Source organism: Streptomyces sp. NPDC029041, assembly GCF_040637515.1.
In the GTDB taxonomy this organism is placed as follows: Bacteria; Actinomycetota; Actinomycetes; order Streptomycetales; family Streptomycetaceae; genus Streptomyces.
This window is the reverse complement of sequence record NZ_JBEZWO010000008.1, coordinates 534,189-555,433: the sequence shown is the minus strand read 5'-3', so window position 1 is coordinate 555,433 and position 21,245 is coordinate 534,189. Positions and strand designations below refer to the sequence as shown.

Genomic DNA, 21,245 nt, shown 5'->3' with positions numbered 1-21,245 from the left:
GCTTTCCAGGTTCTCGCTTTCGCGTTTCCCTTTCCGGCGGTTCCGACTCTATCAGATCCTTTCGGGCCTGATCCCCGGTCAGCGGGGTTTGTCTTTGCGGCCGTTGGGCCGTTCCGACGAGTGAGACTTTAGCGGATTCCCCGGCTCCCGAGCCAATCGGGGGCCGCGTCCTTTCGAACGGGGATTCCTCAATCCGTAAATACACACGCCAATGAAGCGACGACAGAAGTACTGCGCGTCGAATACGTGGTGAGTACCTGCGGATTGGCCGCCCGGGGACCGACCGGAGTCGGCGCTCACGTCGGGCAACTCGGAGAACACTACGGATGGGGGTAGGGCGTGTCAACTCAGGGGCGGGCGGCGCTCTCGGGGCGTAGCCTGAGGTGCATGACGACGCGTACGTGCACCCAGCTGTGGTGGGCCGCCTGACGGCGGCCGCGCTCACGTACGCACTCAACGGCCGCCGCTTCGGCGGCCGTTTTCGTTTCTCCCTCCCGGAACCACGGAGGGGCGGCCGCCCGGGGCGGCGGTCCCGACCGGAAGGTGGAGGAGAGATGACGCGGGTCTTCAGCGGGGTCAAGCCGACGGGGCATCTGACGCTGGGGAACTATCTGGGGGCCATGCGGCGGTGGGCTGCCGTGGACCAGCACGAGGCGGAGGCGTTGTTCTGTGTCGTCGATCTGCACGCACTGACCGTGGACCACGATCCAGCTCGGGTACGCAGGCTGAGCCGGCAGTCGGCGACGCTGCTGCTGGCGGCCGGGCTGGATCCGGAGCTGTGCACGGTGTTCGTGCAGAGCCATGTGGACGAGCACGCCCGGCTGTCGTACGTGCTGGAGTGCGTGGCCACCGACGGTGAGATGCGGCGGATGATCCAGTACAAGGAGAAGGCCGCGCGGGAACGGCGTCGGGGCGGGAGTGTGCGGCTGTCGCTGCTGACGTATCCCGTGCTGATGGCGGCGGACATCCTGGCCTACGGGGCCGACGCGGTGCCGGTCGGGGACGATCAGCGGCAGCATGTGGAGCTGGCGCGGGACATCGCCGTGCGGTTCAACCAGCGGTACGGGCACACGTTCGTGGTGCCGCGGGCCACGCGGCCGGAGGTGGCGGCGCGGGTGATGAACCTGCAGGACCCGGAGTCGAAGATGGGCAAGAGCGACGACGTCGGGCCGGGGATCGTCTATCTGCTCGACGAGCCGGACGTGGTGCGGAAGAAGGTCATGCGGGCGGTGACCGACAGCGCGCGGGAGGTCGTCTACGACCGGGAGGGCCGGCCGGGGCTCGCGAACCTGCTGGAGATCCTCGCCGCGTGCACCGGTGGGGGTCCCGAGGAGCTGGCCGGGGCGTACACGTCGTACGGGGATCTGAAGAAGGACACCGCCGAGGCCGTGGTCGAGGTGCTCCGGCCGCTTCGGGAGAGGCACAAGGGGTTGTGCGCGGATCCCGCGTATGTGGAAGCGGTGCTGCGGGAGGGGGCGGAGCGAGCCCGGGGGATGGCCCGGCCGACGGTGGATGCCGCGTACCGCGCGATCGGGCTGCTGCCGGCCGTGCCGGAGGCGGCCGGGGCCGTGGTGGCCGTGTGAGGTGACGTCGGTGCGGGGGCGGGGTGTGGGCCCGCCCCCGGTGTCAGCTGTTGTTGCCGGAGGCCAGGGCGCGGCTGCGGTCGCGGGCGGCTTCGAGGGCGGCGATGAGGGCGGCCCGTACGCCGTGGTTCTCCAGTTCGCGGATGGCGTTGATCGTCGTGCCGGCGGGGGACGTGACGTTCTCGCGCAGCTTGACCGGGTGTTCGCCGCTGTCGCGGAGCATCGTCGCGGCGCCGATGGCGGACTGGACGATGAGGTCGTGGGCCTTGTCGCGGGGCAGGCCGAGGAGGATGCCGGCGTCGGTCATGGCTTCGACCAGGTAGAAGAAGTACGCCGGGCCGGAGCCGGAGAGGGCGGTGCAGGCGTCCTGCTGGGACTCGGGGACGCGGAGCGTCTTGCCGACGGCGCCGAAGATCTCCTCGGTGTGGGCGAGGTGGTCGGCGGTGGCGTGCGTGCCGGCGGAGATGACGGACATGGCCTCGTCGACGAGGGCGGGGGTGTTCGTCATGACGCGGACGACGGGGGTGTCGGGGGCCAGGCGCTCCTCGAAGTAGGCCGTGGGGATGCCGGCGGCGCCGCTGATGACCAGGCGGTCGGCGGGGACGTGCGGGGCGAGCTCGTCGAGGAGGGTGCCCATGTCCTGCGGTTTGACCGTGAGGATCAGGGTGTCGGCGGTCTTGGCGGCTTCGGCGTTGGTGACCGGGGTGACGCCGTAGCGGGTGCGGAGTTCTTCCGCTCGTTCCTGGCGGCGGGCGGTGACCAGGAGGTCGGACGGGGACCAGCCGGCGCGGATCATTCCGCTGAGCAGGGCTTCGCCGATCTTGCCGGTGCCGAGGACTGCGACTTTCTGGGTCATGGCGCGGGATGCCTCCGAAGGGTGCGTCGTCCGGGGTCCATCCTCGCACCGGGGAGTGGGGGACGGCTCGGGTGTCCGCTGGGCGGGATGTCGCGCCGGGCCGGCTACGCCGTCCGGCGCCTCAGGGTCGCGGCGCCCAGGGTGAGGACCAGGAGGGCGCAGCCCGCGACGATCAGGGCGTCCCGGACGAAGGTGGCGGTCATGTCGGTGTGGCGCAGGACCTCGTTCATGCCGTCGACGGCGTAGGACATGGGCAGGACGTCGGAGATGGCCTCCAGGACCGGGTGCATGTTGTCGCGCGGGGTGAACAGCCCGCACAGCAGGAGCTGCGGGAAGATCACCGCCGGCATGAACTGGACCGCCTGGAACTCCGAGGCCGCGAAGGCCGAGACGAAGAGGCCGAGGGCCGTGCCGAGGAGGGCGTCGAGGAGGGCCACCAGGAGGAGGAGCCAGGGGCTGCCGGTGACGTCGAGGCCGAGGAACCAGACGGCGAGGCCGGTGGCCAGGGCGGACTGGATGATCGCGAGGGTGCCGAAGGCGAGGGCGTAGCCGGCGATGAGGTCGCCCTTGCCGAGGGGCATGGCGAGGAGGCGTTCCAGGGTGCCGGAGGTGCGTTCGCGCAGGGTGGCGATGGACGTCACCAGGAACATCGTGATGAGCGGGAAGATCCCGAGGAGGGACGCGCCGATGCCGTCGAAGGTGCGGGGGCTGCCGTCGAAGACATAACGCAGCAGGAGCAGCATCACGCAGGGGATGAGGACCAGCAGCGCGATGGTGCGGGGGTCGTGGGTGAGCTGGCGCAGGACCCTGGCCGCGGTGGCGGTGGTGCGGGAGGCGTTCAGAGCCCTGGGCGGGGTGGTGGTCATCGGGTCGTCTCCTTCGTGCGGGTTGCTGCCTTTGCCTCGTCGACCAGGTGGAGGAAGGCGTCCTCGACCGTGTCGGTGCCGGTGCGGGCGCGCAGGGCGTCGGGGGTGTCGTCGGCCAGGAGTTCGCCGTCGCGCATGAGGAGGAGGCGGTGGCAGCGTTCGGCCTCGTCCATGACGTGGGAGGAGACCAGGAGGGTGGCGCCGCGGCGGGTCGCGATGTCGTCGAAGAGGTTCCACAGGTCGCGGCGCAGGACCGGGTCGAGGCCGACGGTCGGTTCGTCGAGGACGAGCAGGTCGGGGGCGCCGAGGAGGGCGACGGCGAGGGAGACGCGGTTGCGCTGGCCGCCGGAGAGGTTGCCGGCGAGGGAGTCGGCGTGGGTGGTGAGGTCGACGTCGGCTGTCGCCCGGGTGACGTCTTCGGCGCGGCGGTCGGCGGCGGCCCGGCCGGGGTTCAGGATCGCGGCGAAGTAGTCCAGGTTCTGGCGGACGGTCAGGTCGTCGTAGACCGAGGGGGCCTGGGTGACGTAGCCGATGCGGGTGCGCAGGGTGGGGTGGCCGGCGGGGTGGCCGAGGACGTCGAGGGTGCCGGTGACCTTGGCCTGGGTGCCGACGACGGCGCGCATGAGGGTCGATTTGCCGCAGCCGGAGGGGCCGAGGAGGCCGGTGATCTGGCCGCGGGGGACGGTGAAGCCGAGATGGCGCAGGACCGTGCGGGGGCCGCGGACGACGGTGAGGTTCTCGGCGTGGACGGCTGGGGTGTCCGGGGTCGGCGGACGGTCGGGGGTGGGGGCGGGGCCCGGGCGTGGTGAGCCTCCGGGAGCATTATTCATCATGCGATGAATAATGCTCCCGGGTGTCGGTCGCGTCAAGCGGCCGGGGGGTCTGAAGGCGGGTGCGTGGCCGCCTTGGGGCGGGTGTGCGTCAGGCCGGGGTCTCGGCGAGGAGGAGGACGACCTCGTAGACCTCCTCCACGGCTCCGTCCGGGAAGGCGCGGAGGAGGTGCTCGCGTTCCGCGGCCAGGAAGGATGCGGTGCGTTCCGGGTCGTGCGTGAGGAAGACCGAGTGGCTGCCGATGTTGGCGAGGTGCGTGTCGACCGGGACCCGGCGGCTCCAGCGGACCGTCCGGCGGGTGAAGTCGAGGAGGCCGGTGGGATCGGCGGCGCGGGCGTTGACGTTGCGCTTCTCGGCGGAGACGTCGATGCGGAAGTGGCGCTCGGTGCGGGCGGCGGCCTCGGCGATCCAGGGGACGTCCAGGGCATCGGTGTTCCACCACAGGGCGAGGGCGCCGCCGGGGCGCAGGACCCGCAGGGCTTCCGGGACGGCTCGGGCGGGGTCGGTCCAGTGCCAGGCCTGCGCGTAGGTGAGGAGGTCGACGGAGTCGTCGGTGAGGGGGAGGTCGTCGCCGGTGCCGCGGATGATCGGGATGCCCGGGAGGGTGCGGCGGAACTGGGCCGCCATGCCGTCACCGGGTTCCACGGCGATGACGTGCGCGCCCCTCGCGTGCAGGAGGGCGGTGGCGATGCCGGTCCCGGCGCCGACGTCCGCGACGCGGGTGCCGGTGAGGGGGCGGCCGGTCAGGTCTTCTATCGCGTCGAAGAGGGCCGGGGGGTAGGAGGGGCGGTTGGCCGCGTACTGGGCTGCGGCGGCGTTGAAGGAGTGGGCCCGGGCGGATCGGGCGGGCTCGGCGGTGCCGGCAGGGGGGTCGGGGGTCGGGTCGGTCCCGGTGGGGTGGTGGGCGGAGGGCGATGTGGTCATACGGCCATGGTGGCCGGGGGCGGGGTGGAGTGCGGTGAGATTTCGGTGAGATCGGCGGGGGGCCGGGGTGGACCCCTTTCCGCGAGGCTCAGTTGCCCGAGCAGATGCCGAAGTGGGGTGGGCGGTCGGGCTGTTCGGGAGTCGAGGGCTCGGGGAATGCCCTAGCGGCGGGTGAGGCGGGTGAGGGTGACGCCGCCGGGGAAGGCGGTGCGCTCGGCGACATCGAAGACAGTGGGGTCGAAGGCGCCGTCGAACGCCGGTACTCCTGCGCCGGCGACCACCGGGTAGTGCTTGACGATCAGTTCGTCGATCTCGGGCAGGAGGGCGCCGGCGAGCTTGCCGCCGCCGCAGAGCCATACGTTCAGGCCGGTGTCCTCATCCTTCTTCAGGGCGCGGACCAGACCGAGGGGGTCGCCCGGGACGACGGTGACGGCGGGGTCGGCGTCGGGCCGGAGCGTGCTGGACACCACGTACTGGCGCAGGTGCGCGTAAGGACTGGTGATCCCCTGTTCGAAGGGGGCGCGGTAGGTGCCGAGGCCCATGACGACGGTGTCGAAGTACCGGTTGGGGGTGTCGGCGAGGCCGGCGGCGGCGCGGTAGGCGGTCGGGACCGTCTCGGGGTACAGGGTGTTGACCCAGGCGCCGTAGGCGGCGCTCTGCCGTTCGTCGCCGGAGGGGAAGAAGCCGTACTCGCCGTGGGGGCCGGCGATTCGGCCGTCGAGCGTGACGGCGATGTAGTACACGAGCTTTCGCATCTCTTGTAACTCCATACGTAGTACTCTCCTTGAAGTGGTGTGAAAGTAGTACTACAACTGGAGTGGTGTCAATGGTGCGACGGAACGACCAGCGGCGTGCCGCTCTCGTCGACGCGGCGATCGAAGTACTGGCCAGGGAGGGTGCGCGGGGTCTGACGTTCCGGGCGGTGGACGCCGAGGCCGCCGTACCGGCGGGGACCGCGTCCAACTACTTCGCCAACCGGGACGACCTCCTCACCCAGGCCGGCGCCCGGGTCTACGAGCGGCTCCAGCCCGACGACGCGACGATCGCCCGGCAGCGGGACGCCGACCGCGACCGGGAGACCTACGTGGTGCTGATGCGGGAGCTCGTCGGCCGCGTCGCCGCGTTCCGCACCGGCTACCTCGCCCTGCTCGAGCTGCGCCTCGAGGCCACACGCCGTCCCGAGCTGCGCAAGGTCCTCACCGAGCGGGTTCGCGCGGACGTCGACGCCAACGTCGCGTACCACGAGGCCTCCGGCCTGCCCGGCGACGCCCTGGCCGTCAAGCTGCTCATGCTGACGCTGAACTGGCTGATCGTCGAGCAGCTCACCCTGCCGGACGTCTTCACCGAGGCGGAGCGCGAAGAACTGGTGGCGGCGGCGGTCGAGCGCATCGTGGCGGAGCGGTAGGCGGCAGGGCCCCCGCTGTTGGCGGCAGGGCCCCGCTGGTGGCGGCTACGCGCGGCGGCGGTTCTTCGGGTTGCCCGAGCGGCGCGACGTGCGCCTCTCGTACTGCTTGCGGGCCTCCTCGTACTCCTCGCGGTGGAGCTTCTCGCCGGGTGCCTCGGTGAGGGAGCGCAGGAAGTAGGCGAGGAGGGAGCCGACGAAGCCGACGGCCAGGAGGCCACGCAGGGACGCCTGGCGTTCGGGGTCGGGGCGGCTGATGAAGCCGGCCCAGGTCTGGCGGAAGGCCATCGCGCTGCAGAGGGCGAACATCGCGACCATGAGCACCGTGACGAAGCCGCCGATCGCGGCGATCTGGAGGCCCTGGTAGGCGAGGCGGAGGACGAGGCACGAGACGGCCGCGGCAGCGAGGGAGCCCACGGCGACGGCGATCCGGCGGGGCGCGTAGCCGTGGTCGTGGTTCAGCCAGGTCGTGCCGAAGAAGCGCAGGGGCTCGGGCCGGGGGCCGGGGGCCCCGGCCGTGGAGCCCGCGGCGGCGGCAGGGGTGCTGTCTTCTGCACTCACGGGTCGATTATGACCCTTGCCGGGCCGCGGGCTGGGGGCGGGCTAGCCGCAGCGGGAGGCGACGTAACCGTCGCTGCCCGTCTTCACGTACGCGTCCGCGACGAACTCACCGTTGCTGATGTTGTCCCAGATGTTCGACGTGCCGTACGTGCCGGTGACGGTGGTCCCGGGGGTCTGGCAGTAGATCGGCACCTGGGCGCCGACGGGGAGGTAGCGGATGATCCCGTACGAGGTGCCGGGCCCGCTGCGGACGGCGAGGCTGACGCCGGGTGCGACCGGGTATTAACGCACAGCCGCCTCCGCGGTGGCCGCGCCGACCATGAGGAGCGCTCCGGTGAGCCCGGCGAGCATCATGGATCTGCGTTTCAAGGAGGGCATGGGTGGTCCTGGCGTAGTGGTGGTGGGTTCAGGCGCAGCGCGGGCGGACATAGCCGTCGCTGCCGGTGTTCACGTAGGCGTCCGCGACGTACTCGCCGTCGTCGATGTTGTCCCAGAGGTTCGAGGTGCCGTAGGGGCCCGACACCGTGGAGCCGGGCCGCTGGCAGAAGATGGTGACCCTGGCTCCCTCGGGCAGGACGCGGACGATGCCGTAGCCGGTGCCGGGGCCGCTGCGGACGTTCAGGCGGACGCCGGGTGCGACGGCGTACGAGCGCAGGGCCGACGCCGCCGTGGTGACGGTCTCGCCCTCGCCTGCGCCCTCGAGTGCCTCGACATGGTCGACAGACATGGTTTTTGCTCCCCCGTTGAACCCCATGGCCGCCATGGCCGCCATAAGGTGCCGTTGATTCCCTCGAGTCACACGATGAAACACATGTGCGCAACTCGTGCGTGGAGGCTAGCAAGCCGCCTCTGTCCCGTACGAGTCTTCGACTAGGCTCCGTGCGTCGCGCGCGCGGACGAACAGCACGGGGGTGGTTCCATGGCGCCGCAGCGGAATGCCGGAGCGGGCGCGGAAGCGGAACTTCCCGAACACGCCGGTCACTACCGTCTGGAGTCCCGTCTGGGATCGGGCGGGATGGGTGTCGTGCATCTGGCTTGGAGCACGTCCGGGATGAAGCTCGCAGTGAAGGTCGTGCACGCCCAGTTCGCCAAAGACCCTGATTTCAGAGGGCGTTTCCGGCAAGAGGTGGCGGCCGCGCGCAGGGTGAGCGGCGCCTTCACCGCGCCCGTCGTCGACGCCGACCCGGACGGTGCACGGCCTTGGATGGCCACGCAGTACATCGCCGGCCCGACCTTGTCCGACCATGTGAAGCGGAACGGCCCCATGGAGCCGGCTCAACTGCGGCGCCTGATGGCGGGGCTGGCCGAGGCGCTGCGTGACATCCATCGTGCCGGGGTCGTCCACCGGGATCTGAAACCGAGCAATGTCCTGCTCGCCGACGACGGACCGAAAGTCATCGACTTCGGCATCTCCCGGCCGGTGGACAGCGAACTGCGCACCGAGACCGGCAGGTTGATCGGCACGCCGCCCTTCATGGCGCCCGAGCAGTTCCGGCGCCCGCGCGAGGTCGGTCCGGCCGCCGACATCTTCGCGCTCGGGTCGGTGATGGTGCACGCGGCCACAGGGCAGGGGCCGTTCGACTCCGACAGCCCGTACATCGTCGCCTACCAGGTGGTGCACGACGAGCCCGATCTGACCGGTGTACCGGACGAGGTGGCGCCGCTGGTACGGCGGTGTCTCGCCAAGGAGCCGGAGGAGCGGCCGACCCCGGACGAGTTGATGCGGGAACTGCGGTCGGTGGCCGCCTCGTACGACACACAGACGTTCATACCGGCTGAGCGGACCTGGGACACCGAAGGATCGGGGCCGCCCGCCGGAAGACCTGCCGCTGCGGTGGAAGCCCGTCCTGCAGCGGAAGCCGGTCGTGGCAGGAAGCGGTGGCTCGGCAGGCGGGCGGCCCTGGGAGCCGGGGTGTTCGGCCTGGCCGTCGTCGGTGCCCTGGTCTCGCTCCCGTTGCTCGACGGCGACAGCGGTTCACCCCGGCACGCCTCCCCGCGGACCACGTCCGCAGCGTTCAGCGGGTGGCGGACGACACCGGCGGCCGGGGACGGCGCCCCCCTGTGCTCCCACGGGGCGGGAAGGCTGCTCTGCGCCAGGTCCGGACTGGTCTTCGCCCTCGATCCGTCCGACGGGCATCTGCTGTGGCGGTACCCCGTCGGCGGCGGGCCCCGGAAGGAGCCGCCGGTGCTGGCGGGAGGACTCGTGCAGCCCTCGATGGATCCTGGGGGTCGCCTGGAGGCGCTCGATCCGGTCTCGGGCGAGGTGCGCTGGCAGCGGGACGCACCGGGGACCGGTAGTGCGGTGTACGCCGGCGGCATGCTCCTGGTCACGGGCTCCGACGGGAAGGTCACCTGTGTGGACGGCGCCTCCGGTGATCAGCGGTGGAGCCACCGGATGCCGGGTCATGAGATGCCGTACGTCGCCGCCTTCACCGGCGACCCGCTGGCGTACCTCTCCACCGTGTCGGAGGACGGGAGGAGCACCCGGGTCACCGCCGTCGATCCGGAGACGGGCGACGTGCGGTCGGATGCCCGACTCGACGGGACGTTGAAGCCCTTCGGCGCGACGAACGGATCGGTGTTCCTGCTGTCCCTCGACGCGGTGCACGGCGATGTGCGGGCCGTGGTCCGCTACACCCCGGGGACGGGTGAGACCCGGCGGGTGCCCCTCACGGTCCCCCTCCAGCAGGCCCATGGCACCGTGCGCGGGAATGCGGCCTACCTCCTGGGGACCGGGGGTTCCATGGTGGCCGTAGACCTCGATGCGCGTGAGCGTCTGTGGGGTCTGGAGACGGGCACGATGCGGGGGTCCGCGCCGGTCGCCGGTGACCGGTACGTGTACGTGACGGCATCGGACGGACGGCTGCTCGCCGTCGACGCGAGGCGCGGGAAGCTGGTCGGGCAGACGTCCGCCCGGCTGGGCGACCGGTCGGACCGGTTCGTGGCCGAGCTGCCCGAGCCCGTGGTCGTGGGCGACCGGGTCTACGGCAGTGCGCCGGACGGGAGCGTGTTCGCCGTCAACGGGCGGGATCCGGCGGCCTGGTGAGCGCGTACGGCGAGGGCCGCCCCCCGGGTCGGGGAGGCGGCCCTCGGCGTGTGTGTGGTGCGGGCTCAGCCCAGCTTGGACACGTCCCGCACGGCGCCCTTGTCGGCGCTGGTCGCCATCGCCGCGTAGGCGCGCAGCGCCGCCGAGACCTTGCGCTCGCGGTTCTTCGGGGCGTACACGCCGTTCAGCGCCTGCTCGCGGCGGGCCAGTTCGGCGTCGTCCACCAGCAGCTCGATGGAGCGGTTCGGGATGTCGATGCGGATCCGGTCGCCGTCCTCGACCAGGGCGATGGTGCCGCCCGCGGCCGCCTCGGGCGAGGCGTGGCCGATGGACAGGCCGGAGGTGCCGCCGGAGAAGCGGCCGTCCGTGACCAGCGCGCAGGACTTCCCGAGGCCGCGGCCCTTGAGGTACGAGGTCGGGTAGAGCATCTCCTGCATGCCGGGGCCGCCCTTGGGGCCCTCGTAGCGGATGACGACGACGTCGCCGTCCTTGACCTGCTGGGTGAGGATCTTCTGGACGGCCTCCTCCTGCGACTCGCAGACGACCGCCGGGCCCTCGAAGGTCCAGATGGACTCGTCGACGCCGGCCGTCTTCACCACACAGCCGTCCACGGCCAGGTTGCCCTTGAGGACCGCGAGGCCGCCGTCCTTGGAGTAGGCGTGTTCGGCGGAGCGGATGCAGCCGCCCTCGGCGTCCTCGTCCAGCGCCTCCCAGCGCTCGGACTGGGAGAAGGCCTCGGCGGAGCGGACGCAGCCGGGGGCCGCGTGCCACAGCTCGACCGCCTTCGCGGAGGGGGAGCCGCCGCGCACGTCCCAGGTCTTCAGCCAGTCGGCGAGGGAGGGGCTGTGCACGGAGTGGACGTCCTCGTTGAGCAGGCCCGCGCGGTGCAGCTCGCCGAGCAGGGCGGGGATGCCGCCGGCGCGGTGCACGTCCTCCATGTAGTACGTGCGGTCCTTGGCCACGTTCGGGGCGACCTTGGCCAGGCACGGCACGCGGCGGGAGACCTCGTTGATCTCGTCGAGGCCGAAGGGGACACCGGCCTCCTGGGCGGCGGCCAGCAGGTGCAGGATCGTGTTGGTGGAGCCGCCCATGGCGATGTCGAGGGCCATGGCGTTCTCGAAGGCCGCGAAGGACGCCACGCTGCGGGGCAGGACCGTCGCGTCGTCCTGCTCGTAGTAGCGGCGGGTGATGTCCATGACCGTGTTGGCCGCGTCGACGTACAGCTGCTTGCGGGCCGTGTGGGTGGCGAGGACCGAGCCGTTGCCCGGCAGGGACAGGCCGATGGCCTCGGTCAGGCAGTTCATCGAGTTGGCGGTGAACATGCCGGAACAGGAACCGCAGGTCGGACAGGCGTTCTCCTCGATGCGGAGGATGTCCTCGTCCGAGATCTTGTCGTTCACGGCGTCGGAGATCGCGTCGACCAGGTCCAGGGTGCGGACCGTGCCGTCGACCAGTGTGGCGCGGCCGGACTCCATGGGGCCGCCGGAGACGAAGACCGTCGGGATGTTCAGCCGCAGGGCGGCGTTGAGCATGCCCGGGGTGATCTTGTCGCAGTTGGAGATGCAGATCAGGGCGTCGGCGCAGTGCGCCTCGACCATGTACTCCACGCTGTCCGCGATGAGGTCGCGGGAGGGCAGGGAGTAGAGCATGCCGCCGTGGCCCATGGCGATGCCGTCGTCGACGGCGATGGTGTTGAACTCGCGCGGGATGCCGCCGGCGGCGACGACCGCCTCACTGACGATCCGGCCGACCGGCGCGAGGTGCGTGTGCCCCGGCACGAACTCGGTGAAGCTGTTGGCGACCGCGATGATCGGCTTGCGGCCGATGTCCCCGCCCGGTACACCGGAGGCGCGCATAAGGGCGCGGGCGCCCGCCATGTTGCGGCCGTGGGTGACTGTGCGGGACCTCAGCTCGGGCATCGTCGCTCGCTCCTTCAGAGACGGCGTCAGAGAGTTCGGAGATTTCTGACTGCTACCGAGCGTACGCCCGTCATCCAGTGGGCGGGACGGAGCGTCCGAAATGCGGGACGCCCGTCTCGGACGACGGCACCCGTGACGGTCCCGCAGGCCTCACGGATCGGTCAGATGTCCCTGCACGACGGGGGCCAGTCGCGCGATGACCTGCTCCGGGTCCGCCGAGGCCAAGGGCTCGATCCTGAGCACGTACCGCAGGATCGCGGTGCCCACGAGCTGGGCGGCGGCCAGCTCGGCCCGCAGCTCGGCGTCCGGCAGCTCCAGCCGCACGGCGATGCGGCGCAGCACCTGGGTGGCGATGATCCGCCGGAAGACGGCGGCCGCGGTGTCGTTGGTGAGGGCGGAACGGACGACGGCGAGCAGCGGCGCGCGGGTCGCCGGGTTCTCCCAGACGCCGAAGAAGAAGCGGGCCAGGCGCTCCCCCACGCCGTCGAGCGGGCCCTCCTCGATGGCCTTGGGCGCTTGCAGGGCCGGTCCGAAGGACTGGGTGATCGCCGCCTCGAAGACCTGCTCCTTGGTCCCGAAGTAGTGGTGCACGAGCGCCGAGTCGACCCCGGCGGACTTGGCGATGCCGCGCACGGACGTCTTTTCGTAGCCGCGCTCGGAGAACTCGTCGCGGGCGGCGGTCAGGATGCGGTCGCGGGTGTCCGCCGACTCCGTGCGCGGGGGGCGGCCGCGGCGGCGGGCGGTGGTGCCGGACGCGCCGTCGGCCGGGGACGCACCGGACACGCCGTCGGCCGGGGACGCACCGGACACGCCGTCGGCCGGGGACGCACCCGACGCGCGGCCGGCCCGGGGCGTGCCGGTCATCGCCGTGGCACCTTCACCAACGAGGCCAGGTGCAGGCGGGTGAAGGCCAGGGCCTCCGCCAGGTCGGCCTCGCGCTCGGCGCTCGACATCGCGCGGCGGGTGTTGACCTCGATGACGACGTGCCCGTCGAAGCCGGTCAGGGCGAGGCGCTCCAGCACCTCGGCGCAGGGCTGGGTGCCGCGGCCGGGCACCAGGTGCTCGTCCTTGGCCGAGCCCCGCCCGTCGGCGAGGTGCACGTGGCCGAGGCGGTCCCCCATGCGGTCGACCATGTCGAGGGCGTCGGAGCGGGCCGTCGCGGTGTGGCTGAGGTCGATCGTGAAGTGCCGGTAGTCGTCCTTGGTGACGTCCCAGTCGGGGGCGTACGCGAGCATCTCGCGGTCGCGGTAGCGCCAGGGGTACATGTTCTCGACGGCGAACCGTACGTCCGTCTCGTTCGCCATGCGCCAGATGCCGGCGACGAAGTCCCGGGCGTACTGGCGCTGCCAGCGGAACGGGGGATGGACGACGACCGTGCTCGCGTCGAGCTTCTCGGCCGCCGCGCGGGCCCGCTGCAGCTTGGTCCACGGGTCGGTGGACCAGACCCGCTGCGTGATGAGCAGGCAGGGGGCGTGCACGGCCAGGATGGGGATCTGGTGGTAGTCGCTGAGCCGGCGCAGGGCCTCGATGTCCTGGCTGACCGGGTCGGTCCAGACCATGACCTCGACCCCGTCGTAGCCGAGGCGCGCGGCGATCTCGAAGGCCGTGGCCGTCGACTCCGGGTAGACCGAGGCCGTCGACAGGGCGACCTTCGCGTCCGGGATCTTCACGGCTGGGTCTGCCATGCAGGACAGATTACGGGGTGTGGTCGGGGTGGGGTGGGGGTCCTCCTGGCCGTTGTGGTGTTTGCCATAGCGTTCGGCCCCCTGACACCTGTCCTACTCGGACTCCATGTGATCCAGGCGACGCAGGATCACGCCTTCGCGCAGCGCCCAGGGGCATATCTCCACGCGCTCCACGCCGAAGAGGTCCAGCGTGGCCTCGGCGACCAGGGCGCCCGCCAGGAGCTGGCCGGCCCTGCCCTCCGAGACGCCCGGCAGCTCCGCGCGCTCCCGCTCGGTCATGGCGGCCAGTCGCGGAACCCAGCCCTCCAGGGACTCCCGCTTGAGCTCGCGCTGGACGTACAGGCCCTCCGCGGAGCGGGCCGCGCCGGCGATGCGGGCCAGCTGCTTGAAGGTCTTGGACGTGGCGACGACGTGGTCGGGCGTGCCGAAGCGGCTGAACTCGCCGACCGTGCGGGCGATCTCGGTGCGGACGTGGCGGCGCAGGGCGCGCACGTCCTCCGGGTCCGGCGGGTCACCGGGCAGCCAGCCGGCGGTGAGGCGGCCGGCGCCCAGCGGCAGCGAGGCGGCCGCGTCGGGCTCCTCGTCGATGCCGTAGGCCACCTCCAGGGAACCGCCGCCGATGTCCAGGACCAGCAGCTTCCCGGCCGACCAGCCGAACCAGCGGCGGGCGGCGAGGAACGTCAGCCGGGCCTCCTCGGATCCGGTGAGGACCTGGAGCTCGACGCCGGTCTCGGTGCGCACGCGCTCGAGGACGTCGTCGGCGTTGCGGGCCTCCCGCACGGCGGAGGTCGCGAACGGGAGGACCTCCTCGACACCCTTGTCCTCGGCGGCCTGGAGCGCCTCCTTGATGACCGAGACCAGCCGGTCGACACCGTGCGGGCCGATCGCGCCGTCGTCGTCGAGGAGCTGGGCGAGGCGCAGTTCCGCCTTGTGCGAGTGCGCGGGCAACGGGCACGCGCCGGGGTGCGCGTCCACCACGAGCAGATGCACCGTGTTCGATCCCACGTCGAGGACACCGAGTCTCATGTACGGAACGCTAGCGCCCTGTGGGCCCTCCGCCGTCCTCGGCGGGGGTACAAGGCCGGTGGCGGGGCCCGTACCCTGGACTCGTGCCAAAGACGAAAAAGGCGAAGCGCGACAAATCACCGGCTGTCGTGGACTCCGACGAGAAGGGCCTCGACTTCGCTCGCGCATGGGTGGAGTTTCCTGATCCGGCGGACGACGAGCAGGTGTTCCGCTGCGATCTGACATGGCTGACCTCTCGCTGGAACTGCATCTTCGGCAGCGGCTGCCAGGGCATCCAGGCGGGCCGCGCGGATGACGGGTGCTGCACGTTGGGTGCCCACTTCTCCGACGAGGACGACGAGAAGCGCGTCGCCGAGCATGTGGCCAGGCTCACGCCGGACATCTGGCAGCACCATGCCGAGGGCACACGGGGCGGCTGGGTCTCCGAGGACGAGGACGGTGAGCGGCAGACGCGGCCCTTCCAGGGCTCGTGCATCTTCCAGAACCGGCCCGGCTTCAAGGGCGGTATGGGCTGCTCGCTGCACATCCTCGCCGTGAAGGAGGGCCGCGAGCCGCTGGAGACCAAGCCGGACGTCTGCTGGCAGCTGCCGGTGCGCCGGACGTACGAGTGGATCGACCGGCCCGACGACACGCGTGTGCTGCAGGTGTCGATCGGTGAGTACGACCGGCGCGGCTGGGGCCCCGGCGGCCACGACCTGCACTGGTGGTGCACGTCGGCGACCTCGGCGCACGGCGCGGGCGACCCCGTCTACGTCTCCTACCGGCCCGAACTGATCGAGCTGATGGGCAAGGCCGGCTACGACCGGCTGGTCGAGCTGTGCGAGGAGCGGCTGGCCTCGCAGCTGCCGCTGCTGGCTCCGCATCCCGCGGATCCCGCGCATCCGGCGGGTCCTGCGGCCTGAGGGGCCGGCTATGACGTGACCGGGTCCGGGTCGCCGCTGTCCGAGGGCGGTGGCGTCGAGCCCTCGGGATCGGTCGGGTCCGGGTCCGTCGGCGTGGGTGTGGGGTCCGGGTCGGTCGACGGGGGCGGGGTGGTCGGCGTCGGGTCGGGGTCCGGGGCGGAGGTCGTGGGTGTCGGGTCGGGGTGGGTCGGCACCGGCTCGCCCGGGTCGCTGGGGCGGGGGTCCGGGCCGGAGGGGGTGGGCGCGGTGCCATAGCCCTCGATGCGGACGACGGCGCCCCCCGGTGCCACCGCCACCTGCGCCTGCCAGGCGCCGGCGGGCTCGCGCAGGTGGTCGACGTACACCTTGATCGTCAACGACTCGCCGGGCCGGAGCGTTCCCGAGGACTGGCTGAGGTAGAGCCAGGGGGCTCCGGTGGAGGCGGACCAGCGGACCGGGGCCGGGCCGCTCGCGGTCAGGGTGATCAGGGTGGTGTCGCCGCTGTTGTCGGCCGTGATCTCCAGGGCGCTCTCCCGTCCCGCGCCGGCCACGCCGAGGACCTCCACGGAGACGTCGGCCTTGCCGTCCTTGCCGAAGCGGGGACCGGGGCGCGTGCTCGCGTTGCCCGTGTTCTCGTAGCCGCCGCCCGCCATCTCCCCTTCCAGGCCGAACGGGTCGTCCACCTCGAGCGCGGAGGCCGAGCGGCCGTCCTGGCCCTCGCCGACGGGGGTGCCCCGGTAGGCGGCCCACAGGGCCAGCACGGGGGCGGCCACGACGGTGGCGACGACGGTCGTGGTGACGGCACGCGCGCGAAGGCGGTCCCTGCGGGCGGCGTGGTCCTTGGGATCCATCGGGAAGCCCCGCCGGTCGAAGCGGGGAGCGGCGCTCCGCGCGCGCGGGTGGTGGGCCATGGCGATGTGCACGGCCGCGCGGGGCGCCGGCAGGACGGGCAGTTCGGCGGGCGTGACGCTGGTACCGGGCCAGCGGCCGGGGATGGCGCGTTCGGCGGTGCGGCGGCAGCGCGGGCAGTCGTCGACATGCCGGACGAGTTCGCGGCGCAGGGCCGTGCCGAGGACGAGCCGGTCGTCGCCGACGAGGTGCGCGACGCTCGGGCACGCCCCGGTCTCGACCACGGCGAGGGCCGCACGCGTGCGTTCCACCTCGCAGGCGGCGGAGGCGAGCAGATCGCGCGCGGCGGCCAGGTCCTTGCCGAGGACGGCGGCGACCTCGTGGGCGGCGAGGTGGTGGCGCACGGCCAGTTCGAGCGCCTCGCGCTGCTCCGGGGTGGTGCCGGCGGCCTCCGGCCAGGCCAGCAGGGCCAGTTCGCGACGGCGCTGCTCCTGGACCTCCTCGGAGGGGGCGGGGGCGGCGGGACGGTCGGCGCGCTGCCGGTCGGTGCGGCCCGCCGCGTGGCTGCTCAGACGTTTCTGCTTGGCCTCGGCCAGCTTGCGCAGGCACGCCCAGCGGGCCAGCGCGTACAGCCAGGCCCTGCGGTCCCCGGGTGCCCCGGGTGCCTGCCGGCCGCGGCGTTCGGCGAGTGCGAGGACGTCGCCCAGGGCGGTGGTCGCCGCCTCGTGGTCGCACAGCACCGACAGGCAGTAGGTGAACAGGCCGTCCAGGTACGGCTCGTAGCGCGCGGGCGGCCGCTGCGCCAGCGTGCGCGCCGCCCCGCGGTCGCGCGCTTCCCGGTGCGCCCGGTGCGCGCCGGTCGAGCGGGTCGAAATCTCCGGAGTACTGCTCATCATTCGGCGACCGTAGGGGGCCGGGAGTGGCACCTTCCGGCGGCTTGGGCACTTTTAATCCGTACGGGTGAAACGATCCCTCAATCGGGGACATGAACCGGTTGTTCCGCCGCCGGCGGGGGGTGGCGAACCCCTGGCGCGCAGGAGGCCGCCGTCGGCCGGTCCCCGCGATGTCAGTGCCTGCGGCTACGGTTCCGTCCATGGCTGCCCGTACGAAGACCACCAAGGACCGCCCGTCCTACCGCTGCACGGAGTGCGGCTGGCAGACGGCGAAGTGGCTCGGCCGCTGCCCCGAGTGCCAGGCCTGGGGGACGGTCGAGGAGTACGGCGCGCCCGCGGTGCGTACGACGACACCGGGCCGGGTCACCACCTCCGCCCTGCCCATCGGTCAGGTGGACGGACGGCAGGCCACCGCCCGCCCCACCGGCGTGCCCGAGCTGGACCGCGTGCTCGGCGGCGGGCTGGTGCCCGGCGCGGTGGTGCTGGTCGCGGGCGAGCCGGGGGTCGGCAAGTCCACGCTGCTGCTCGACGTCGCGGCCAAGTCCGCGAGCGACGAGCACCGCACGCTGTACGTCACGGGCGAGGAGTCGGCGAGCCAGGTCCGGCTGCGGGCCGACCGCATCGGCGCCATCGACGACCACCTGTACCTGGCGGCCGAGACGGATCTGGCCGCGGTGCTGGGCCACTTGGACGCGGTGAAGCCGTCGCTGCTGATCATGGACTCGGTGCAGACGGTGGCCTCTCCCGAGATCGACGGCGCGCCCGGTGGCATGGCCCAGGTGCGGGAGGTCGCGGGCGCCCTCATCCGGGCCTCCAAGGAACGCGGCATGTCCACGCTGCTGGTGGGCCATGTCACCAAGGACGGCGCGATCGCGGGCCCGCGCCTGCTGGAGCACCTCGTGGACGTCGTCCTGCACTTCGAGGGCGACCGGCACGCGCGCCTGCGTCTGGTGCGCGGCGTGAAGAACCGCTACGGCACCACCGACGAGGTCGGCTGCTTCGAGCTGCACGACGAGGGCATCACGGGCCTCGCCGACCCGAGCGGCCTCTTCCTGACCCGCCGGGCCGAACCGGTCCCCGGCACCTGCCTGACCGTGACCCTGGAGGGCCGCCGACCGCTGGTCGCCGAGGTCCAGGCGCTCACGGTCGACTCGCAGATCCCCTCCCCGCGCCGCACCACCTCGGGCCTGGAGACCTCCCGCGTCTCGATGATGCTCGCGGTACTGGAACAGCGCGGGCGCATCAGCGCCTTGGGCAAAAGGGACATCTACTCCGCGACGGTCGGCGGGGTGAGGCTCTCGGAGCCGGCCGCCGACCTGGCCGTCGCCCTCGCCCTGGCGAGCGCCGCGAGTGACACACCTCTCCCGAAGAACCTCGTCGCGATCGGGGAAGTGGGCCTCGCGGGTGAGGTGAGACGCGTCACTGGTGTGCAGCGCAGACTGGCCGAAGCGCACCGTCTGGGCTTCACACATGCCCTGGTACCGGCCGATCCGGGCAAGGTCCCGCCGGGCATGAAGGTCCTGGAAGTCGCGGACATAGGGGACGCCCTGCGGGTCCTTCCCCGCTCCCGTCGCCGAGAGGCCCCACAGGACGAGGAGGGTCGCCGGTAGACTTTGCCCTGGTCTCGCCCGTCCGTGCGAACCGAGCGCGCGACACGGGGGCGCCCAGAACCTGCGACCGGAGGAGTGCAGTGGCAGCCAACGACCGGGCATCGGCTCCCGGAAAGTCCGGCGGGAGTGCCGGTACCGATGGCCTGATGCGCGCCTCCCTGAGCGCCGTGGCACCCGGCACCGCCCTGCGTGACGGCTTGGAGCGGGTGCTTCGCGGCAACACCGGCGGGCTCATCGTGCTCGGCTCCGACAAGACGGTCGAGGCGCTGTGCAGCGGCGGTTTCGTCCTGGACGTCGAGTTCACCGCGACCCGTCTGCGCGAGCTGTGCAAGCTGGACGGCGGCATCGTGCTGTCCTCGGATCTGTCGAAGATCCTGCGCGCGGGCGTGCAGCTGGTCCCGGACCCGACGATCCCCACGGAGGAGACGGGCACCCGGCACCGCACCGCGGACCGCGTCAGCAAGCAGGTCGGCTTCCCGGTGGTCTCCGTCTCCCAGTCGATGCGGCTGATCGCCCTGTACGTCGACGGCCAGCGCCGCGTCCTGGAGGACTCGGCGGCGATCCTGTCCCGCGCCAACCAGGCCCTAGCGACCCTGGAGCGCTACAAGCTCCGCCTCGACGAGGTCGCGGGCACACTGTCGGCGCTGGAGATCGAGGACCTGGTGACCGTCCGGGACGTCTCGGCGGTCGCCCAGCGCCTGGAGATGGTCCGCCGCATCGCCACGGAGATCGCCGAGTACGTGGTGGAGCTGGGCACGGACGGCCGGCTGCTGGCCCTCCAGCTCGACGAGTTGATCGCGGGCGTGGAGCCCGAGCGTGAGCTGGTCGTGCGGGACTACGTCCCCGAGCCCACGGCCAAGCGCTCCCGCACGGTCGACGAGGCCCTCGCCGAACTCGACGCCCTCAGCCACGCCGAGCTTCTCGAAATGTCGACGGTGGCCCGGGCGTTGGGCTACACCGGCGCGCCCGAGACGCTGGACTCGGCGGTCTCCCCGCGCGGGTTCCGCCTGCTGGCCAAGGTGCCCCGGCTGCCCGGCGCGATCATCGACCGCCTGGTCGAGCACTTCGGCGGGCTGCAGAAGCTGCTCGCCGCGAGCGTCGACGACCTGCAGACGGTGGACGGCGTGGGCGAGGCCCGGGCACGCAGCGTCCGCGAGGGCCTGTCGCGGCTGGCGGAGTCGTCGATCCTGGAGCGGTACGTCTAGGGCCTGTCGCACAGGCCTGACGCGCACGGTGCCTTGTGGCAACGGCTGAGGGCGGTACCCGGCAAGGGGTACCGCCCTCGGACGTTTCCGCGACCGTCTCTTCTGCTGACCCTCTGTGCCGGGCTCTGTCCCGGTTACTGGGCCGGCTTCTGTCCCGGCCTGTGCCCCGGCCTGCGCCCCGGCTTCTGCCCGGCCTCGGCGCCGGGACCTAGTCGGCCGAGAGCACGAACGACGTCTGCACCTTCCCGAAGCCCGGGGTCTTTGCTTCCACGAGGTACGTGCCCGACCCGGCCGAGCCGGCGGGAGGCGTGGCGCACTTGGGAGCGCTCGGCTTGCGGTCCCACTTCACGGTGTAGGTGATGTCGCTGCCGGCGGCGACCCGGTACAGCTGGTGCGCGGCGGCCTTGGGGCAGTCCCCGGAGGACCAGTAGTCGTCGTCGCTGCTCGCCGGGGCGATGGTGAACACCGTGTTCTTCGGCCCGAGATCGATCTTGCAGTCGCTGCCGGAGACGTTCCGCGCGGTCAGCAGGAACGTGGGCGTCTGCTCGGGATCGTAGGAGTTGTGCCGGCTGCGCAGGCTGAACTTGACTGCGGCCGCGGTGCAGTTGGGGAGGGTGGAGCCGGACGGCAGGGTGTCGCCCGCTCCGGCGCCGCCGGCGGAGGCGCCGCTGCCCGAGCCGCCCTCACCGCCCGCTCCCTCGGAGCCGCCGGTGCCGGAACCGTCACCGGAGCCGGAACCGTCGCCGGAGCCGTCTCCCGACCCGTTCCCCGAGCCGTCACCGGAGCCGTCGCCCGAGCCTGACGACGAACCGCCGGAACCGCCGCCGCCCGACTCGTCGCGTCCGCCGGGTGCTTGGCTGATGGCAGGACCCGAACCCGACGGCCCGGGTGTGATCGAGGGCGCGGGATTCTTGCCGTTGGCGCCGTTGCCGCCGTCCTTGCCGCCCCCGCCGCCCATCATCACGATCCAGGTGGTGAGCAGCGCCAACACGGCGACCACACACACCAGTACGACCCTCCGACGCCAGTAGATGGAGGAGGGGAGCGGACCGACCGGATTGCGCAGAGATCCCACGGCGCAAACCTTACGAGAGATCGGCGCGCCAAC

Annotated in this window: 19 protein-coding genes and 1 pseudogene; 6 read left to right on the top strand and 14 right to left on the bottom strand. The window is 72.1% G+C overall.

Annotated features, from left to right (window positions below; all coding sequences use genetic code 11):
• Positions 1 to 554 precede the first annotated feature (554 nt).
• Positions 555 to 1,583, top strand: a complete 1,029-nt coding sequence (trpS, locus tag AB0F04_RS23840; RefSeq protein ID WP_362044254.1) for a tryptophan--tRNA ligase — start codon at positions 555 to 557, stop codon at positions 1,581 to 1,583.
• Positions 1,584 to 1,626: 43 nt separating this feature from the next.
• Here the strand turns inward: trpS and proC are convergent, their stop codons facing one another.
• From proC to AB0F04_RS23815, 5 genes are all read right to left on the bottom strand, one after another.
• Complete coding sequence (proC, locus tag AB0F04_RS23835) at positions 1,627 to 2,439, bottom strand: pyrroline-5-carboxylate reductase (protein ID WP_362044252.1); 813 nt, start codon at positions 2,437 to 2,439, stop codon at positions 1,627 to 1,629.
• A 104-nt stretch (positions 2,440 to 2,543) separates the two neighbouring features.
• The gene (locus AB0F04_RS23830) at positions 2,544 to 3,305 is read right to left on the bottom strand and encodes an ABC transporter permease (protein ID WP_362044250.1); all 762 of its coding nucleotides are present in this window, start codon (positions 3,303 to 3,305) and stop codon (positions 2,544 to 2,546) included.
• Complete coding sequence (locus tag AB0F04_RS23825; RefSeq protein ID WP_362044248.1) at positions 3,302 to 4,138, bottom strand: ABC transporter ATP-binding protein; 837 nt, start codon at positions 4,136 to 4,138, stop codon at positions 3,302 to 3,304. The genes AB0F04_RS23830 and AB0F04_RS23825 overlap by 4 nt, the downstream gene beginning before the upstream one ends.
• Before the next feature lie 88 nt (positions 4,139 to 4,226).
• Positions 4,227 to 5,060 (bottom strand): class I SAM-dependent methyltransferase, encoded by an 834-nt coding sequence (locus AB0F04_RS23820; RefSeq protein WP_362044246.1) that lies wholly within the window; start codon positions 5,058 to 5,060, stop codon positions 4,227 to 4,229.
• Between the two features lie 161 nt (positions 5,061 to 5,221).
• The gene (locus tag AB0F04_RS23815; RefSeq protein WP_362044244.1) at positions 5,222 to 5,815 is read right to left on the bottom strand and encodes a dihydrofolate reductase family protein; all 594 of its coding nucleotides are present in this window, start codon (positions 5,813 to 5,815) and stop codon (positions 5,222 to 5,224) included.
• Positions 5,816 to 5,886: 71 nt separating this feature from the next.
• Between AB0F04_RS23815 and AB0F04_RS23810 the strand changes: the two genes are divergently transcribed.
• Positions 5,887 to 6,465 (top strand): TetR family transcriptional regulator, encoded by a 579-nt coding sequence (locus AB0F04_RS23810; RefSeq protein ID WP_362044242.1) that lies wholly within the window; start codon positions 5,887 to 5,889, stop codon positions 6,463 to 6,465.
• A 45-nt stretch (positions 6,466 to 6,510) separates the two neighbouring features.
• On the opposite strand, the gene AB0F04_RS23805 is transcribed toward AB0F04_RS23810, so the two are convergent.
• The 3 genes and pseudogenes from AB0F04_RS23805 to AB0F04_RS23795 form a co-directional block, all read right to left on the bottom strand.
• Positions 6,511 to 7,023, bottom strand: a complete 513-nt coding sequence (locus AB0F04_RS23805; RefSeq protein WP_362044240.1) for an EamA/RhaT family transporter — start codon at positions 7,021 to 7,023, stop codon at positions 6,511 to 6,513.
• Between the two features lie 42 nt (positions 7,024 to 7,065).
• Positions 7,066 to 7,374: pseudogene (locus tag AB0F04_RS23800) on the bottom strand (SH3 domain-containing protein).
• Positions 7,375 to 7,429: 55 nt separating this feature from the next.
• Complete coding sequence (locus tag AB0F04_RS23795) at positions 7,430 to 7,750, bottom strand: SH3 domain-containing protein (protein ID WP_362044238.1); 321 nt, start codon at positions 7,748 to 7,750, stop codon at positions 7,430 to 7,432.
• A 192-nt stretch (positions 7,751 to 7,942) separates the two neighbouring features.
• On the opposite strand from AB0F04_RS23795, the gene AB0F04_RS23790 reads away from it, so the two are divergent.
• On the top strand, positions 7,943 to 10,069 hold the full coding sequence (locus AB0F04_RS23790) for a serine/threonine-protein kinase (RefSeq protein ID WP_362044236.1): 2,127 nt from the start codon (positions 7,943 to 7,945) through the stop codon (positions 10,067 to 10,069).
• Positions 10,070 to 10,134: 65 nt separating this feature from the next.
• On the opposite strand, the gene ilvD is transcribed toward AB0F04_RS23790, so the two are convergent.
• The 4 genes from ilvD to AB0F04_RS23770 form a co-directional block, all read right to left on the bottom strand.
• Positions 10,135 to 11,988 carry a dihydroxy-acid dehydratase gene (gene ilvD, locus AB0F04_RS23785; protein WP_362044234.1) on the bottom strand — a complete coding sequence of 618 codons (1,854 nt, stop codon included), beginning with the start codon at positions 11,986 to 11,988 and terminating at the stop codon, positions 10,135 to 10,137.
• Between the two features lie 150 nt (positions 11,989 to 12,138).
• Positions 12,139 to 12,798 (bottom strand): TetR family transcriptional regulator, encoded by a 660-nt coding sequence (locus AB0F04_RS23780; RefSeq protein ID WP_362044305.1) that lies wholly within the window; start codon positions 12,796 to 12,798, stop codon positions 12,139 to 12,141.
• A gap of 50 nt (positions 12,799 to 12,848) precedes the next feature.
• Positions 12,849 to 13,673 (bottom strand): sugar phosphate isomerase/epimerase, encoded by an 825-nt coding sequence (locus AB0F04_RS23775; RefSeq protein WP_362044232.1) that lies wholly within the window; start codon positions 13,671 to 13,673, stop codon positions 12,849 to 12,851.
• 93 nt (positions 13,674 to 13,766) lie between these two features.
• The gene (locus tag AB0F04_RS23770) at positions 13,767 to 14,699 is read right to left on the bottom strand and encodes a Ppx/GppA phosphatase family protein (RefSeq protein ID WP_362044230.1); all 933 of its coding nucleotides are present in this window, start codon (positions 14,697 to 14,699) and stop codon (positions 13,767 to 13,769) included.
• An 83-nt stretch (positions 14,700 to 14,782) separates the two neighbouring features.
• Between AB0F04_RS23770 and AB0F04_RS23765 the strand changes: the two genes are divergently transcribed.
• Complete coding sequence (locus AB0F04_RS23765) at positions 14,783 to 15,601, top strand: hypothetical protein (RefSeq protein ID WP_362044228.1); 819 nt, start codon at positions 14,783 to 14,785, stop codon at positions 15,599 to 15,601.
• An 8-nt stretch (positions 15,602 to 15,609) separates the two neighbouring features.
• Here the strand turns inward: AB0F04_RS23765 and AB0F04_RS23760 are convergent, their stop codons facing one another.
• Positions 15,610 to 17,325: a hypothetical protein gene (locus AB0F04_RS23760; RefSeq protein WP_362044226.1), complete on the bottom strand. Its 1,716-nt coding sequence runs from the start codon at positions 17,323 to 17,325 to the stop codon at positions 15,610 to 15,612.
• Positions 17,326 to 17,522: 197 nt separating this feature from the next.
• On the opposite strand from AB0F04_RS23760, the gene radA reads away from it, so the two are divergent.
• Both radA and disA read left to right on the top strand, forming a co-directional pair.
• Positions 17,523 to 18,932, top strand: a complete 1,410-nt coding sequence (gene radA, locus AB0F04_RS23755) for a DNA repair protein RadA (protein WP_362044224.1) — start codon at positions 17,523 to 17,525, stop codon at positions 18,930 to 18,932.
• Positions 18,933 to 19,012: 80 nt separating this feature from the next.
• Complete coding sequence (disA, locus tag AB0F04_RS23750) at positions 19,013 to 20,137, top strand: DNA integrity scanning diadenylate cyclase DisA (RefSeq protein ID WP_361949538.1); 1,125 nt, start codon at positions 19,013 to 19,015, stop codon at positions 20,135 to 20,137.
• A gap of 208 nt (positions 20,138 to 20,345) precedes the next feature.
• Here disA and AB0F04_RS23745 read toward each other — a convergent pair whose 3' ends face one another.
• Positions 20,346 to 21,212 carry a hypothetical protein gene (locus AB0F04_RS23745; RefSeq protein WP_362044222.1) on the bottom strand — a complete coding sequence of 289 codons (867 nt, stop codon included), beginning with the start codon at positions 21,210 to 21,212 and terminating at the stop codon, positions 20,346 to 20,348.
• Between the last annotated feature and the right edge of the window lie 33 nt (positions 21,213 to 21,245).

Coding starts and splice junctions, on each gene's coding strand:
- trpS (WP_362044254.1), top strand. CDS start 555: ATGACGCGGGTCTTCAGCGGGGTCAAGCCGACGGGGCATCTGACGCTG.
- proC (WP_362044252.1), bottom strand. CDS start 2,439: ATGACCCAGAAAGTCGCAGTCCTCGGCACCGGCAAGATCGGCGAAGCC.
- AB0F04_RS23830 (WP_362044250.1), bottom strand. CDS start 3,305: ATGACCACCACCCCGCCCAGGGCTCTGAACGCCTCCCGCACCACCGCC.
- AB0F04_RS23825 (WP_362044248.1), bottom strand. CDS start 4,138: ATGATGAATAATGCTCCCGGAGGCTCACCACGCCCGGGCCCCGCCCCC.
- AB0F04_RS23820 (WP_362044246.1), bottom strand. CDS start 5,060: ATGACCACATCGCCCTCCGCCCACCACCCCACCGGGACCGACCCGACC.
- AB0F04_RS23815 (WP_362044244.1), bottom strand. CDS start 5,815: ATGCGAAAGCTCGTGTACTACATCGCCGTCACGCTCGACGGCCGAATC.
- AB0F04_RS23810 (WP_362044242.1), top strand. CDS start 5,887: ATGGTGCGACGGAACGACCAGCGGCGTGCCGCTCTCGTCGACGCGGCG.
- AB0F04_RS23795 (WP_362044238.1), bottom strand. CDS start 7,750: ATGTCTGTCGACCATGTCGAGGCACTCGAGGGCGCAGGCGAGGGCGAG.
- AB0F04_RS23790 (WP_362044236.1), top strand. CDS start 7,943: ATGGCGCCGCAGCGGAATGCCGGAGCGGGCGCGGAAGCGGAACTTCCC.
- ilvD (WP_362044234.1), bottom strand. CDS start 11,988: ATGCCCGAGCTGAGGTCCCGCACAGTCACCCACGGCCGCAACATGGCG.
- AB0F04_RS23775 (WP_362044232.1), bottom strand. CDS start 13,673: ATGGCAGACCCAGCCGTGAAGATCCCGGACGCGAAGGTCGCCCTGTCG.
- AB0F04_RS23770 (WP_362044230.1), bottom strand. CDS start 14,699: ATGAGACTCGGTGTCCTCGACGTGGGATCGAACACGGTGCATCTGCTC.
- AB0F04_RS23760 (WP_362044226.1), bottom strand. CDS start 17,325: ATGATGAGCAGTACTCCGGAGATTTCGACCCGCTCGACCGGCGCGCAC.
- radA (WP_362044224.1), top strand. CDS start 17,523: ATGGCTGCCCGTACGAAGACCACCAAGGACCGCCCGTCCTACCGCTGC.